This is a genomic window from Bacillus mycoides (assembly GCF_000832605.1).
GTDB lineage: Bacteria > Bacillota > Bacilli > Bacillales > Bacillaceae_G > Bacillus_A > Bacillus_A mycoides.
Genome location: NZ_CP009692.1, coordinates 1863831 through 1877945, shown reverse-complemented (window position 1 = coordinate 1877945; position 14115 = coordinate 1863831). Strand labels below are relative to the sequence as shown.

The window sequence follows — 14115 nt, the reverse complement described above, 5'->3', positions numbered from 1 at the left end:
CTAAAATAGAAAAACCTCTTTCCACAAAGAAAGAGGTTTGAAGTTTATCTTCTCCCCTCTTATCTGCCAGAAAGTTTACTTTCTGCTGGAATTAGCACCGTGCCTTTTGGCGTCATAAACGCCCCATTTCACAATGGTATTACGGTCGGTTGCTGGGCTTCATCGGGCCAAATCCCTCCACCTGCTCTTGATAAGAGTTTTATAATTTTTAGAATTTTTAACTTTATGATGAAGACTATACCAAGAATAAAAATCACTTGTCAACATTTTATTTGTATAATTCTGGACGACGATCTGCAAAAACTGGAATTCCTTTACGTACCTCTTTAATTTTCTCGAATTTAAGTTCTCCAAATAAAATTGATTCCTCTTCATTTGCCTCTACCACAACTTCACCCCAAGGATCCACAATTAGAGAATGACCTGCAAACTCATTATTCGGATCCTTTCCTGCTCTATTGCACGCAACAACATAACACTGATTTTCAACTGCTCTCGCCTGTAAAAGCAAACGCCAATGTGCTAAACGTACTAATGGCCATTCTGCTACAACAAATAAAACTTTTGCACCTTTAGCAGTATGAACGCGCATCCACTCTGGAAAACGAATATCATAACAAATTGTACCAGCACACTCTACATCATCTAACTTAAATTCACCTGTCTCATTACCAGCAACTAAATATTTATGTTCATCCATCAGCTGAAATAAATGTACTTTACTATATTCATTGACTAGATTCCCTTCATTGTTTACAACATACATTGTATTTGTAACCCCTTGCTCTGTTTGCTTTGCTATGGAACCACCAACAATATGTACACCATATTGCTTCGACCATTCTTTCAACTTTTCTTTCGTTTCTAATCCATCCGTATCTGCAATTTCAGAAAGTCTCGTTAAATCATATCCTGTTGTCCATAGTTCTGGTAAGACGATAACATCTGGTCTTTCTTTCATCGCTTCACTTATTTTTTTTTTAGCGTTCTCAATATTTTTTTCTACATCTCCAAAGACAATATCCATTTGAATACATGCGACTTTCATTTTTTCAGCCCCATTCTCATTTTTTTCTTTACAAAATACTGGAAAGATTATATCATTTGTCACTAGAATTGTAACAACTTTCAAAAGAGGTGGAAAGTATGAAATTATTTCAACCTTCTGAGATAGTAACATCATTGCCAACACAATTTTTCGCTTCACTTGTTGCAAAAGTTAACAAAGTCGTTGCAGCTGGTCACGATGTTATTAATCTAGGTCAAGGTAATCCAGATCAACCAACACCGCAGCATATCGTTAAAGCTTTACAAGATGCTGCTGAAAAGACCATTCATCATAAATATCCGCCATTTCGCGGACACGAAAGCTTAAAAGAAGCCGTGGCAACATTCTATCAACGTGAATATGATGTAGTAGTAAATCCAAAAACTGAAGTTGCTATTTTGTTTGGCGGAAAGGCTGGATTAGTAGAATTACCAGTTTGTTTTACAAACCCTGGTGATACTATTCTCGTTCCAGATCCAGGCTATCCAGATTATTTATCAGGAGTTGCTTTAGCAAAAGCACAATTTGAAACAATGCCGCTTATTGCAGAAAATAATTTTTTACCGGATTATACAAAAATTGATGACTCTGTTGCGGAGCGAGCAAAGTTAATGTTTTTAAACTATCCAAATAACCCTACCGGCGCTACTGCATCAAAAGATTTTTTTGATGCAACCATTCATTTTGCTAATAAACATAATATATTAGTTGTTCACGATTTTGCTTACGGTGCTATCGGATTCGATGGTCAAAAGCCTGTTAGTTTCTTGCAAGCAGACGGCGCTAAAGATACAGGTATTGAGATTTACACTTTATCGAAAACTTTCAATATGGCTGGATGGCGTATTGCTTTTGCAGTAGGAAATGAAAGTGTCATCGAAACTATTAACCTATTGCAAGATCATATGTATGTTAGTATTTTTGGTGCAGTTCAAGATGCTGCCCGCGAAGCACTATTAGGCTCGCAGTCTTGTGTGGTAGATCTTGTTAATAGTTATGAATCTCGGAGAAATGCTCTTATTTCAGCTTGTCACTCAATTGGTTGGAAAGTAAACATTCCAACAGGATCATTCTTTGCATGGCTTCCTGTTCCAAAAGGATATACATCTGAGCAATTTTCTGACATTTTACTAGAAAAAGCACACGTTGCAGTTGCTCCTGGTGTTGGATTTGGTGAGCACGGCGAAGGGTATGTCCGTGTTGGTCTCTTGCATACAGAAGATAGATTACGAGAAGCAATTAATCGAATTGATAAATTAAATTTTTTCAAAAAGTCATTGACAACATAAAAAATATCTGACAAAATTCAGTTATCTTAAAAATTTAAACATTTCTAAATACTTCTTATCAAGAGCAGGTGGAGGGACGAGCCCGACGAAACCCGGCAACCGATCTACAATTGTAGACACGGTGCTAATTCTCGCAGCGTTACGCTGACAGATAAGGAGCTGGTTGTAAAAAAACCTCTCCTTAGCTGAGAGGTTTTTTTATTTAACTAGGAGGGTATAACAATGAGCGGAATTATAGCGACATATTTAATCCACGATGATTCTCACAACTTAGAAAAGAAAGCAGAACAAATTGCAATCGGTTTAACAATTGGTTCATGGACTCATTTACCACACTTATTACAAGAACAATTAAAACAACATAAAGGCAATGTCATTCATATTGAAGCGTTAGACGAACAAGAACATATTAACTCTTACCTTGGCAAAAAAGTATCACGTGGACTCATTAAAATTCATTATCCATCGCTGAACTTTAGCCCTGACTTACCAGCCATTTTGACAACAACATTTGGAAAACTTTCGTTAGATGGAGAAATTAAACTAATTGATTTAACATTCTCAGACGAATTAAAGAAACAGTTCCCTGGACCAAAATTTGGAATTGAAGGCATCCGAAACCTTTTACAAGTTCAAGATCGACCTCTTCTAATGAGTATTTTCAAAGGGATGATAGGACGGAATATTGGATATTTAAAAACTCAACTACGCGATCAGGCAATTGGAGGCGTAGATATTGTAAAAGATGATGAAATTTTATTCGAAAACTCATTAACACCACTTATAAAAAGAATTGAATCTGGGAAAGAAGTTTTACAATCTGTATACGAAACTTACGGGCATAAAACTTTATACGCAGTAAATTTAACAGGTCGAACTTATGATTTAAAAGAAAACGCGAAACGTGCGGTGGTAGCTGGAGCAGACATTCTTTTATTTAATGTATTTTCTTATGGATTAGATGTACTGCAAGCACTTGTAGAAGACGATGAAATTCCAATTCCTATTATGGCACACCCTGCTGTAAGTGGCGCATATTCATCATCGAAACTATACGGTTTCTCTTCTCCATTACTACTTGGAAAATTACTACGTTACGCTGGTGCTGATTTCTCTTTATTCCCATCACCATACGGCAACGTTGCATTAGAAAAAGAGGAAGCTCTTCTCATTACAGAAGCATTAACTGAGGAAGACCACTATTTCAAGAAAAGTTTTTCTGTTCCATCTGCTGGAATTCATCCTGGTTTCGTTCCCTTTATTTTACGAGATTTTGGTAAGGATGTTGTTATTAATGCCGGCGGCGGGATTCATGGGCATCCAAATGGAGCTCAAGGTGGTGGCAAAGCTTTCCGTGCTGCAATTGAAGCTACTTTACAAGGTAAACCACTCCATGAAGTGGATGAAATAAATTTGCATAGCGCACTACAAATATGGGGAAATCCTTCTCATGAGGTGAAATTATGAGTATTCAAGTATTTTGTGATTTCGATGGTACGATTACAAATAACGATAATATCATGTCCATTATGGAAAAATTCGCACCACCAGAAGCAGAGGAAATAAAGCAAAAAATTTTATCGCAAGAACTTTCTATTCAAGAAGGTGTTTCTCAATTATTTCGATTAATACCTATTAATCTACACGATGATATTATTCAGTTTTTACAAGAAACTGCTGAAATCCGTACAGGTTTTCATGAATTCATACAATTCATTAATGAAAATAACATTTCCTTTTACGTTATATCAGGTGGAATGGATTTCTTCGTCTATCCACTCTTACAAGAAATAATCCCTAAAGAACAAATTTATTGTAATGCAACTGACTTTTCAGGAGAATTTGTTGAAGTGAAATGGCCGCACCCTTGTGACGAGCAATGTCAGCATAGTTGTGGTCTCTGTAAATCATCATTAATTCGTAAACTAAGCTCTAAAGATGATTTTCATATTGTGATTGGAGATTCTATTACTGATTTACAAGCAACAAAACAAGCAGATAAAGTATTCGCCCGTGACTTCCTTATTACAAAGTGTGAAGAAAATCGTATTGCTTATACACCGTTTGAAACATTTCACGATGTTCTAGCTGAACTAAAACATTTGTTGGAGGTGAAATTATGAAACAACTTTTTCGTCAATGGTATGACTTAAGTGAAATTAAAAAAGAATTAACAACTCGGAATTGGTTTCCAGCAACGAGTGGAAATATTTCTATAAAAGTCAGTCATGATCCCCTTACTTTTCTTATTACAGCAAGTGGCAAAGATAAAACCAAAACCACTCCAGATGATTTTTTATTAGTAAATCATCAAGGAGTTCCCGTTTTAGAAACTGAGTTACGCCCTTCGGCAGAAACAATATTGCATACACATATTTATAACAATACGAACGCCGGGTGCGTACTTCATGTTCATACAACTGATAACAATGTCATCACAAATTTGTATAGTGATGCAGTCACCCTTCAAAATCAAGAGATTATTAAAGCTCTTGATATTTGGGAAGAAGGTGCAACGATTAACATTCCTATTATCGAAAATGATGCTCATATCCCGACGCTTGGAGAGAAATTCCGAAAGCATATACAAGGAGATTCAGGAGCAGTATTAATTCGAAACCATGGCATTACCGTATGGGGCCGTGATAGCTTTGATGCAAAAAAAAGATTAGAAGCTTATGAGTTTTTATTCCAATTTCATATAAAATTATTATCAATTCAAGGAGGCGTTTCTAATGGCGCAAATTCGTATTCATGAGGAAAATACTCGTATTGAAAATGAAGTAGCAGTATCAAACTTTCTACAAGGAGAAGATGTTTTATATGAGAAATGGAATATTTCTAAACTTCCTACTCATTTAAAAGAAAATTACTCCTTAACAGATGAAAACAAAGCTGAAATATTAACGTTGTTTTCAAAAGAAATTGCTGATGTTTCAGAGCGCAGAGGTTATAAAGCATATGATGTGATTTCACTTTCAAATAGCACACCTAACCTTGACGAGTTATTAATTAATTTCCAAAAAGAACACCATCATACTGACGATGAAGTTCGCTTTATTGTCAGCGGTCATGGCATCTTCGCTATTGAAGGAAAAGATGGTCGATTCTTTGACGTTGAACTCGAGCCTGGTGATCTTATATCTGTGCCTGAAAATGCAAGACACTATTTCACCTTACAAGATGATCGCCAAGTTGTAGCTATTCGTATTTTTGTTACAACAGAAGGTTGGGTTCCAATTTATTAAGGTAGCTAGTTGAATAAAAGAACTTGGAACCCCTTTTCCAACCTTTTATTCACTCTACATATATACATCCTCCTATGGACCAGGCTTATTTCATAACATTGAAGTAAGCCTGATTTTTTATTTACTAAAATGATTTTTCCCTTTCGTTTGTTTAAATCAAATATCTCGAATCACAATTCCACTTTATCAAGTATATTTCGGAATTTTTTTTGAACATTTATTGAACTTTTTTTGAAATTTTTCTGAAAATTCTGTTTTACGTATGATATACTACAACTAATAAGAAGGAAAAGAATATTGCAAACAGAGGGGGATAATCATGAGTTTACTTATCGCACTTATACTAGGAGTTACATGCGGAGCTATTCCTGTCATTTTAGGAGCTATTATGGAAGAATTAGAAGTTGGTGTTTTAGGTTTTGTTGCATCATGTGTAAGCGCTTTATTTTTCGGTTTATATGGTGCTATTCCTGTTTCTATTCTGTGCGCATTTTATATACTACGCCATGCTCGCGCGAAACAGCTCGGCCCTAATCACATTGCCCAAGTTATTCCATTCCCAATTGAACGATGCCGCCGCGCTTCCAGCCTATAAAGTGAAACTTTAATCAGTGGGAGTTTTACTGCCCACAAATAGCGGGATAAATTATCCAACTTAAATATTATGCCTGCCTAAATAAATAAAAAGTCCTCAAATGAGGACTTTTTATTTATTTTCTTCTAGAAATTGAAACAATTCTTGCAAATGAAGTGCATCTTCACTGTAGCTAACGGATACATGACATGTCCCTTCAATCTCAGCATGCATATAAAGGACAATTCCATCTCGATCATATTTCAATGCCAAATAAAACTCCATTTCCTCTAACATCTTTTTCGAGCTTCGGATAACATAATGCCCTTTCTCATCTCTTCCATATTCAAAATCTGGTCCAAAATCGTATTTTTGTTTAAAAGCTTCTTTTTGCTTATCATTAATCTGTACACAAGTTGCTCGCTGCACAGCATCAATCATCTCGTCAAACTTTTGGAGATCCATTCCATTTACCCCCTTATATACTTTTTGTATAATACTTGTGTTCCACTATTCTCTTTTCCATCTGCGATTAGCTCTTCATACAATTCCTTCGCTAGGGTTAAACCCGGTACTGGTAATTGTAATTTTTCAGCTTCATCTAAAGCAATCTTCATATCTTTCATAAAATGCTTTACATAAAAGCCAGGTTCAAAATCTCCTTTTAACATTCGAGGAGCTAAATTACTTAATGACCAGCTACCTGCTGCTCCTGTCGAAATACTCTCTAATACTTTATCTGCATTAAGTCCAGCCTTTTTCGCATATGCTACCGCTTCACATACTCCTATCATGTTAGAAGCAATTGCTATTTGATTGCACATTTTTGTATGTTGTCCACTCCCAGCAGGGCCTTGCAACTGAATATTTGTTCCTAGTTTTTCAAATAGAGGTAAGCAAATATCATATATTCTGTTCTCTCCACCGACCATAATTGCTAGTCTTGCTTCTTTAGCCCCAATGTCCCCGCCAGATACTGGTGCATCTAATGTATATATATTCTTGCTTTTCGCAACTTCATTAATACGTTTTGCCAATGTTGGTGTAGATGTTGTAAAGTCAATTGCTATCGTACCTTCATTTGCATGTTCTAAAATTCCATCAATCCCAAAGTACACTTCTTCTACATCATGAGGATAACCAACCATCGTCATAACAACATCAACTTGCTTTACTAACGCTTTCGGTGTATCACACCAAGTCGCACCCTCTTGCACTAAAGAAGCTGCCTTCGCTTTCGTTCTATTATATACATATACTTTATGACCGCCTTGCATTAAATGATGTACCATACTTTTTCCCATTACACCAATACCAATGAAACCTATTGATAAATTTTTATTTTCCATCTTCTCATCCCCTTTGTTCTAATAAATCATTTACCATCTTTCGGAACTCTTTATTAAAATCATCATCCATACTATTTTTCACATTTGAAAATAAAATAACAAAAGTTCCTTTTTCTTTATTAAAATTATTGAAAGTGTTCCAACCAGATAGTACACCATGGTTATGGAAATAATCTGGATATATGTAAAAGCTAAATGCATATTTTCTTTCTTGTGAAGGTGTAAACATCGCTTGTATACTTTGTTCAGAAAGAAGCTTTCCATTTATAATCGCTTCATCTAATTTTTTCATATCCCCTACTGTCGTATACATCTCACCCGATCCATATAACCAGTCCATCCCTAATTTTTGTGCTAGTACAAGCTCTTGATCTTTCTTCACATACCCCTTCGTGAAGTTTTTATCTCCAGGCACCATATTTCCCATACCTGATTCATGCATCTCGGCCTTTGTAAATATATTTTCTTTTACATAGTCTCCTAAAGGCTTTTTCGTTATATTTTCTATAATATAAGCGAGCACCATATAATTATAATCCGTATACTTCCAACCTGTTCCTGGTGGAAACTCTAATTTTTGACTTCCAATCCAAGTTACTAAATTTATACGTGAAGCTACATTAACCTTCCCTTTCCCATTTTCCGGTAAACCAGATGTATGCGTTAATAAGTGATATAACGTGATGTGTTTATCTGCTGGAAATGAAGGAATGTATTTATTTACATTATCTTGGATATTTAACTTCCCTTGTTCTTGTAACTGTAGAATGGATGTAGCAACAACTGTTTTCGTAATAGAACCGATACGATATTTTGTTTGAGGCGTATTTTCTATTTTATTTTGAACATCAGCATATCCATATCCTTTATTCAATATAACATGCTCTTTATCTGTCACCAAAACTGTCCCATTAAATTGCTTTCCTACTAAATACTGATCTAACTTTTGAGATATACTAGCATAATCAATTTTTTGTACTTCTTCTATATTATCCTGTACCTCTGACTCAATAGCAGGAGTTACCTTTGTTGTTAATACTGCTTGTTCCTTTGGATCGGGACTATAGAGAAAATAGTATACTCCGCCGCAAACTACAGCAGACAGTGAAGCCATAACCGTTATTTTTTTTATCATATTGTTCCTCCGTAATTACTTCATGTGAACTACCCACCACTTAGTCTCTCTTGCGAGCTTACTTGAAGTGGGAGCTTCTCGGTTAAAATGGTCCCCCATATTCTATTATCAAGTAATAAAAAAAAATCGCAACAATTTGTTGCGAAAAATCACATTTTTTCTTTTCTATATATACATACTTGATTTTTCCCATTTTTTTTCGCTTCATATAACGCAATATCCGCTCTTTGCATTAACTCTTCTCTTGTAATCCCTTGCTCATATAACGCAACTCCAAAACTCGCTGTTAATTTCGAAATTCCAGAGAAATGCTTTGTTTCAATGAAAAATCGCAATGATTCCGCAACTTGAAACGCTTCTTTTTCTACCGTATTTGTCACTAATATTATAAATTCCTCTCCTCCCCATCTTGCAAATACATGTTGATCTTCAACTTTAGATTTCATAAGATCTGCAAGTTGTACTAATGCTAAATCGCCAAAATCATGACCATATGTGTCATTTACTGATTTAAAATTATCTATATCAAACAAAATAAGTGCAACTTTTTCATCATTACGTAATACATTCTCCCACTCTGTCTCCAATATTTGTTGGAATTTCAAGCGATTATATATTTCTGTCAATGAATCTATCATAGCCAATCTTTCTTGCTCTTGATAGATTTCATCTAATTCTGTAATCTCTGTGCATTTTACTATAAATCGCGATAAGTCTTCTGGTAATGGTGTCGCACGTAATAGAAAAGTAAATGCTTCTCCTTCATAATTGTACATTTTAATTCTTCTTCCATTTGATAAAGTATCATCCAGCCATGTTATATCGTGAGTCGTCGAATAATATCCGTTCTCTCTAATAAGATGTTCTGCAAACACTAAATGTTGTTCACGATACGTAAATAAATTATCATGTCCGAAGAATTGTAAAAAATTCGTATTACAATCAACAATCTCATCATCTTCTACTATAAATAATAAATCATTTTGAAAATCAAACATCGTTTGAAGCAATTCTTGTTGTAAACCTACTTGCCGCACTAAAGAAAGTTGATATAAACTCTTATTCACTTCCTCTAGTACCACTTGTGGAGTTACTGGTGCTATAACAATATTACGTATTCCTAACAGTAGTAAATCTGCAAACTGATTATCTATCTGTTGATCCCAAATGATAATGAATGTGCTGTGTGAATTATATATATTCTTTATATATTTTATTTGAGCAAAATCTGTTACATACATAATTACAATATGTGGTCTAGTTCTATGAAACAATATTTCTCCTTCTTCAAAACTATTTGCTATAAACATACATTTTGGATGGACGTTTTCTATCGTTTGTTGATGTGTACATCCATCTTCTATATAAAGGACATTCAACTGAAGATCTTGTAATACATTTTGGAAAACAGTATTCTCTAATAAAAAATGTAGTATGTTCATCACTAGTCTTCACTCACTTCATATATCTTGTTTTACTGAATTCCTCACAATCATTTTATAAAGAATTGTGAGGAATTCATATTAACAAGCTAATTGAGAATGTTATCTTCGCTTATCTGCTCTGGAAATTCCTTTTTTAGTGTATGATTATATGAATTGTATCGTTTGTATGAATGCCCTGCCTTACTATTTAAAACTTGACAATTAAAATAAAGGTATTATATTCTTAAATTCAATAACTTACAAAATGTAAGTAGAGTATATTACATTTATTTTATATTAAGTTGATATGTAATTTGGAGGATATATAATGACAAACAATGACTTTTTTAACGTTTTATATGAACGCACATCTACACGTGCATTCAACCCTGAAAAAGAAATTTCATCTACAGAGTTACATGAAATTTTAAAAGCAGCTGCGCAAGCACCTTCTGCTTGGAACTTGCAACACTGGAAATTCCTTGTTTTCCAAGGCGAAGATGTACAAAAACGATTACACCCAATTGCTTATAACCAACAACAAATTCTTGATGCTTCTGCCGTAGTCGCTATTTTAGGTGATTTAGAGGCATATAAAAATGTTGAACCTGTTTACGGTCCAATTGTAGAACAAGGATTTATGAAAGCAGACGCAAAAGAGCGCTTAGCTAAAAATATTGAATCTGCATATACTCGTGAGCAATACCCACGAGATGCTGCCTTTTCAAATGCTGCTTTAGCAGCAATGCAACTTATGCTTGCTGCTAAAGCAACTGGCTGGGATACTTGCGCAATTGGTGGTTTCAACCCACAAGCACTAATGGAAGAATTTAATGTTTCATCTCGTTACGTACCAATTATGCTTATTACAATTGGTGAATCCACTTTAAAAGGTCACCCTGCACCGCGCATGAGCGTAGAACAAGTAAGTGAATGGGCGAAATAATAAAAACGAAGGTAATTTCATTACCTTCGTTTTTTTATATTCTGTCACACATCCGTAATATTACAATGTATTATTCGACATCTACACATAGAGAAATTGTAATTTTTACGCTATCACTATAAACAAATATGGCGTTTTGTGTCGAAATTTGTTAAAGCATTGAAATATAACCGTGTATTTTTGTTACAATTGTGATACAATGATAACAAATAGATAACAAGAGAGGGATTTTCATTGAGTTCATACGGAAGCTTTATCGCACTTTTAAGTTACATAGTAACTGTACTACTGCTATATTTTATTGGCGATGCTGCAAACATATCAGTGTTACAATTCCCAAAAGAAGAAGCGTTACAATTAGAAGCAGAAAAACACACTGCACGATCCATTGCACCACTACTCCTAGCTCTTCCTGTATATATCATCGTTTTATATAAAAGCAAAAAAGTGTAAAGGCTACCTAATTTATTTCATTGAGGTGGTCTTTACATTTTTTTGTGATATTTCCCCTATTTTAAACATCATTCCATACTAAATACCCATCTAGTCATTTAAAATGAGAAAATCCCCTAGAAAAATTTTCATTATCTGTCCAGTCACCGACTACCGAACTTACATAGATTATAAGTGTGAAGGGGGTGATGAGGATTATGTTTGGATCATTTGGATGCTGTGATAACTTTAGAGACTGTCATCATCGTGAAAGAGAGTGTGACCATCGCGAACATCGCGAACATCGCGAGAAAGAGAGAGAAGAAGTTAGACCACAACGAACTGCTGTATGTAACGTACTTGCTAGCATTTCAGTGGGAACAGAAATTTCCCTTTTAAGCATTAGAGGCGACGGATCATTCCGTAATTTAATTTTTGAAGGTTTCGCTAACGGTGTTGCTCTTTTCTCTGCTTTAGCTCGTAATGACAAAGATAACAAAAATAACAATAACGACGATAAGAACAATCAGAATCAAAATCGTTTTACTGGTATTTTACGTGTATGCCCAACTGATATCGTTGCAATCGCTATCTAATTTTGTTCTTTATCCTCAATAGCCGCAAAATAAGATTTACTTTTCTCATAGAAAAAACCTGAGACCGATTTCAAATCGACTCAGGTTTTTTTACTATTATATGCTTTTAACTAATTCAACAACTTCTTCAGCAGTTGACATCATTAATGCTTTTTCTGCTAATGTTTCCATTTCTGCTTTTGACAACTTGCTTAGTTGTGTTCTTGCAGGAAGAATAGATGTTGCACTCATACTGAACTCATCTAAACCTAAGCCTAATAATAATGGGATAGCAAGTGAATCTCCCGCCATCTCACCACACATACCAGCCCATTTGCCCTCTTTATGAGCAGCATCGATAACCATTTTTACAAGACGTAAAATAGATGGGTTATATGGTTGGTATAAGTAAGCTACTTGTTCGTTCATACGGTCTGCAGCCATTGTGTATTGGATTAAGTCATTTGTTCCGATAGAGAAGAAATCAACTTCTTTTGCGAACTGATCTGCTAATACTGCTGAAGCTGGAATTTCAACCATCATACCAACTTCAATAGAATCAGAAACAGTTGTACCCGCTTGAACAAGTCTTTCTTTCTCTTCTAATAAGATTGCTTTCGCTTGACGGAACTCATCAAGAGTTGCAATCATTGGGAACATAATTTTTAAGTTACCGTATACGCTAGCACGAAGTAATGCACGAAGTTGTGTACGGAACACATCTTGCTCATCAAGACATAAGCGAATTGCACGGTATCCTAAGAATGGGTTCATTTCTTTTGGTAAATGTAAGTATGGAAGCTCTTTATCTCCACCGATGTCAAGTGTACGAACAACGACTGGTTGATCTTCTTTTACACCTTCAAGAACTGCTTTATACGCTTCGAACTGCTCTTCTTCTGTTGGAAGATTGTCACGGCCCATGTATAAGAATTCTGTACGGTATAAACCAACGCCTTCTCCGCCATTATCGATAATACCTTGTACATCATTTGGTGTTCCGATATTAGCAACAAGCTCAACGTGATGTCCATCACTTGTTACAGTTGCTTGGTCTTTTAATTTTGCCCATACAGCTTTTTGCTCTTCAAATTTCGCTTTCTTTTCTTCAAAAGAACGAAGAGTTTCTTCAGATGGGTTTACAATTACTTCTCCATCTAAACCGTCAATGATTACGATATCGCCGTTTTGGATTTTCTCCATAACAACTTTCGTACCAACAACAGCCGGAATTTCCATAGAACGAGCCATAATTGCAGAGTGAGATGTACGTCCACCGATATCAGTTGTGAAACCTTTTGCATACTTACGGTTTAACTGAGCTGTATCAGATGGTGTTAAATCTTCAGCAATGATGATTACTTCTTCAGAAATTGTACCAGGGTTTGAGAAGTTAATTCCTAGTAAATGCGCAAGAACACGTTTTGTTACGTCGCGAATATCCGCAGCACGTTCTTTCATGTATTCGTTATCCATGTTTTCAAACATAGAAATAAACATTGATGCAACTTCATCCATTGCAAATTCAGCATTTACTTTTTCGCTATTTACTTTATCTTTTACTGGATTTACTAATTCCGGATCATTTAATACTAATAAATGTGCTTCAAAGATAGCAGCTTTATCAGCACCTAGCTCAGCAAAAGCATGATCCTTAATAGCTTCTAGTTCAGATTTTGCTTTCTCAAGCGCAGCGTCTAAGCGTGCAATTTCAGCAGCTTCGTCTGTAATTGATTTCTTTTCAATGTTAAATTCAGGATTCTCAAGTCTGAAAGCCTTTGCAATAGCAATCCCACTTGATGCAGCGATCCCTTGAATGTTAAGAGTCATTATTCTCCTAATCCTTCGTTTTTCATAGTTTCTTCGATAGCTGCTAGTGCTTGAGCTGCATCATCACCATTTGCAGTGACCTTAATTTCCGCGCCTTGTTGAATTCCTAAAGACATAACACCCATGATTGATTTTAAGTTAACGTTTTTTCCGTTATACTCTAAGTTGATGTCAGAACCAAATTTGCTTGCAGTGTTTACAAGTAGAGTTGCTGGACGAGCATGAATTCCTGAGTCGCTAGTTACTTTAAAGATTTTTTCCATGA

16 protein-coding genes and 2 riboswitches are annotated in these 14115 nt (G+C 35.3%); of the genes, 9 read left to right on the top strand and 7 right to left on the bottom strand.

The features are described from left to right. Positions 1 to 56: 56 nt before the first annotated feature. Positions 57 to 197, bottom strand: a riboswitch (SAM riboswitch). Between the two features lie 71 nt (positions 198 to 268). Next, positions 269 to 1132, bottom strand: a complete 864-nt coding sequence (locus BG05_RS11730; RefSeq protein WP_002131202.1) for a carbon-nitrogen family hydrolase — start codon at positions 1130 to 1132, stop codon at positions 269 to 271. 14 nt (positions 1133 to 1146) lie between these two features. On the opposite strand from BG05_RS11730, the gene BG05_RS11725 reads away from it, so the two are divergent. From BG05_RS11725 to BG05_RS11700, 6 genes are all read left to right on the top strand, one after another. After that, the gene (locus BG05_RS11725) at positions 1147 to 2337 is read left to right on the top strand and encodes a pyridoxal phosphate-dependent aminotransferase (RefSeq protein ID WP_002128923.1); all 1191 of its coding nucleotides are present in this window, start codon (positions 1147 to 1149) and stop codon (positions 2335 to 2337) included. Between the two features lie 52 nt (positions 2338 to 2389). Beyond that, a riboswitch (SAM riboswitch) is annotated at positions 2390 to 2495 on the top strand. 64 nt (positions 2496 to 2559) lie between these two features. Continuing rightward, complete coding sequence (mtnW, locus tag BG05_RS11720; RefSeq protein WP_002167727.1) at positions 2560 to 3804, top strand: 2,3-diketo-5-methylthiopentyl-1-phosphate enolase; 1245 nt, start codon at positions 2560 to 2562, stop codon at positions 3802 to 3804. Beyond that, the gene (locus BG05_RS11715) at positions 3801 to 4460 is read left to right on the top strand and encodes a 2-hydroxy-3-keto-5-methylthiopentenyl-1-phosphate phosphatase (RefSeq protein WP_002128925.1); all 660 of its coding nucleotides are present in this window, start codon (positions 3801 to 3803) and stop codon (positions 4458 to 4460) included. The genes mtnW and BG05_RS11715 overlap by 4 nt, the downstream gene beginning before the upstream one ends. Then, positions 4457 to 5095, top strand: coding sequence for a methylthioribulose 1-phosphate dehydratase (locus tag BG05_RS11710; RefSeq protein ID WP_002128926.1), 639 nt, complete (start codon positions 4457 to 4459; stop codon positions 5093 to 5095). Before BG05_RS11715 ends, BG05_RS11710 begins: the two co-directional genes overlap by 4 nt. After that, positions 5073 to 5585 (top strand): 1,2-dihydroxy-3-keto-5-methylthiopentene dioxygenase, encoded by a 513-nt coding sequence (locus tag BG05_RS11705; protein WP_002128927.1) that lies wholly within the window; start codon positions 5073 to 5075, stop codon positions 5583 to 5585. The genes BG05_RS11710 and BG05_RS11705 overlap by 23 nt, the downstream gene beginning before the upstream one ends. 319 nt (positions 5586 to 5904) lie before the next feature. After that, entirely contained in the window at positions 5905 to 6180 is a 276-nt protein-coding gene (locus tag BG05_RS11700) for a hypothetical protein (RefSeq protein WP_002014891.1), read from the top strand. A 111-nt stretch (positions 6181 to 6291) separates the two neighbouring features. Here the strand turns inward: BG05_RS11700 and BG05_RS11695 are convergent, their stop codons facing one another. The 4 genes from BG05_RS11695 to BG05_RS11680 all read right to left on the bottom strand — a co-directional run bounded on the left by BG05_RS11695 (position 6292) and on the right by BG05_RS11680 (position 10085). Further along, the gene (locus BG05_RS11695) at positions 6292 to 6624 is read right to left on the bottom strand and encodes a DUF3909 family protein (RefSeq protein ID WP_002014892.1); all 333 of its coding nucleotides are present in this window, start codon (positions 6622 to 6624) and stop codon (positions 6292 to 6294) included. 5 nt (positions 6625 to 6629) lie between these two features. Then, positions 6630 to 7508 carry an NAD(P)-dependent oxidoreductase gene (locus tag BG05_RS11690; RefSeq protein WP_002128930.1) on the bottom strand — a complete coding sequence of 293 codons (879 nt, stop codon included), beginning with the start codon at positions 7506 to 7508 and terminating at the stop codon, positions 6630 to 6632. Positions 7509 to 7512: 4 nt separating this feature from the next. Continuing rightward, positions 7513 to 8643: a serine hydrolase domain-containing protein gene (locus tag BG05_RS11685; RefSeq protein ID WP_003191208.1), complete on the bottom strand. Its 1131-nt coding sequence runs from the start codon at positions 8641 to 8643 to the stop codon at positions 7513 to 7515. Between the two features lie 149 nt (positions 8644 to 8792). Next, positions 8793 to 10085: a GGDEF domain-containing protein gene (locus BG05_RS11680; RefSeq protein ID WP_003191206.1), complete on the bottom strand. Its 1293-nt coding sequence runs from the start codon at positions 10083 to 10085 to the stop codon at positions 8793 to 8795. Positions 10086 to 10395: 310 nt separating this feature from the next. Here BG05_RS11680 and BG05_RS11675 point away from each other — a divergent pair, with 310 nt between their 5' ends. The 3 genes from BG05_RS11675 (at position 10396) to BG05_RS11665 (ending at position 12041) form a co-directional block, all read left to right on the top strand. After that, complete coding sequence (locus BG05_RS11675; protein ID WP_002033918.1) at positions 10396 to 11013, top strand: nitroreductase family protein; 618 nt, start codon at positions 10396 to 10398, stop codon at positions 11011 to 11013. Positions 11014 to 11247: 234 nt separating this feature from the next. Then, positions 11248 to 11466, top strand: a complete 219-nt coding sequence (locus BG05_RS11670; RefSeq protein WP_002088422.1) for a hypothetical protein — start codon at positions 11248 to 11250, stop codon at positions 11464 to 11466. Between the two features lie 197 nt (positions 11467 to 11663). Then, positions 11664 to 12041 (top strand): DUF3915 family protein, encoded by a 378-nt coding sequence (locus BG05_RS11665; protein ID WP_003191204.1) that lies wholly within the window; start codon positions 11664 to 11666, stop codon positions 12039 to 12041. Between the two features lie 96 nt (positions 12042 to 12137). On the opposite strand, the gene ptsP is transcribed toward BG05_RS11665, so the two are convergent. Together ptsP and ptsH are read right to left on the bottom strand one after the other, a co-directional pair. Next, positions 12138 to 13850: a phosphoenolpyruvate--protein phosphotransferase gene (ptsP, locus tag BG05_RS11660; protein WP_003191202.1), complete on the bottom strand. Its 1713-nt coding sequence runs from the start codon at positions 13848 to 13850 to the stop codon at positions 12138 to 12140. Then, positions 13850 to 14113: a phosphocarrier protein HPr gene (ptsH, locus tag BG05_RS11655; protein ID WP_002033915.1), complete on the bottom strand. Its 264-nt coding sequence runs from the start codon at positions 14111 to 14113 to the stop codon at positions 13850 to 13852. The genes ptsP and ptsH overlap by 1 nt, the downstream gene beginning before the upstream one ends. Positions 14114 to 14115 lie beyond the last annotated feature (2 nt).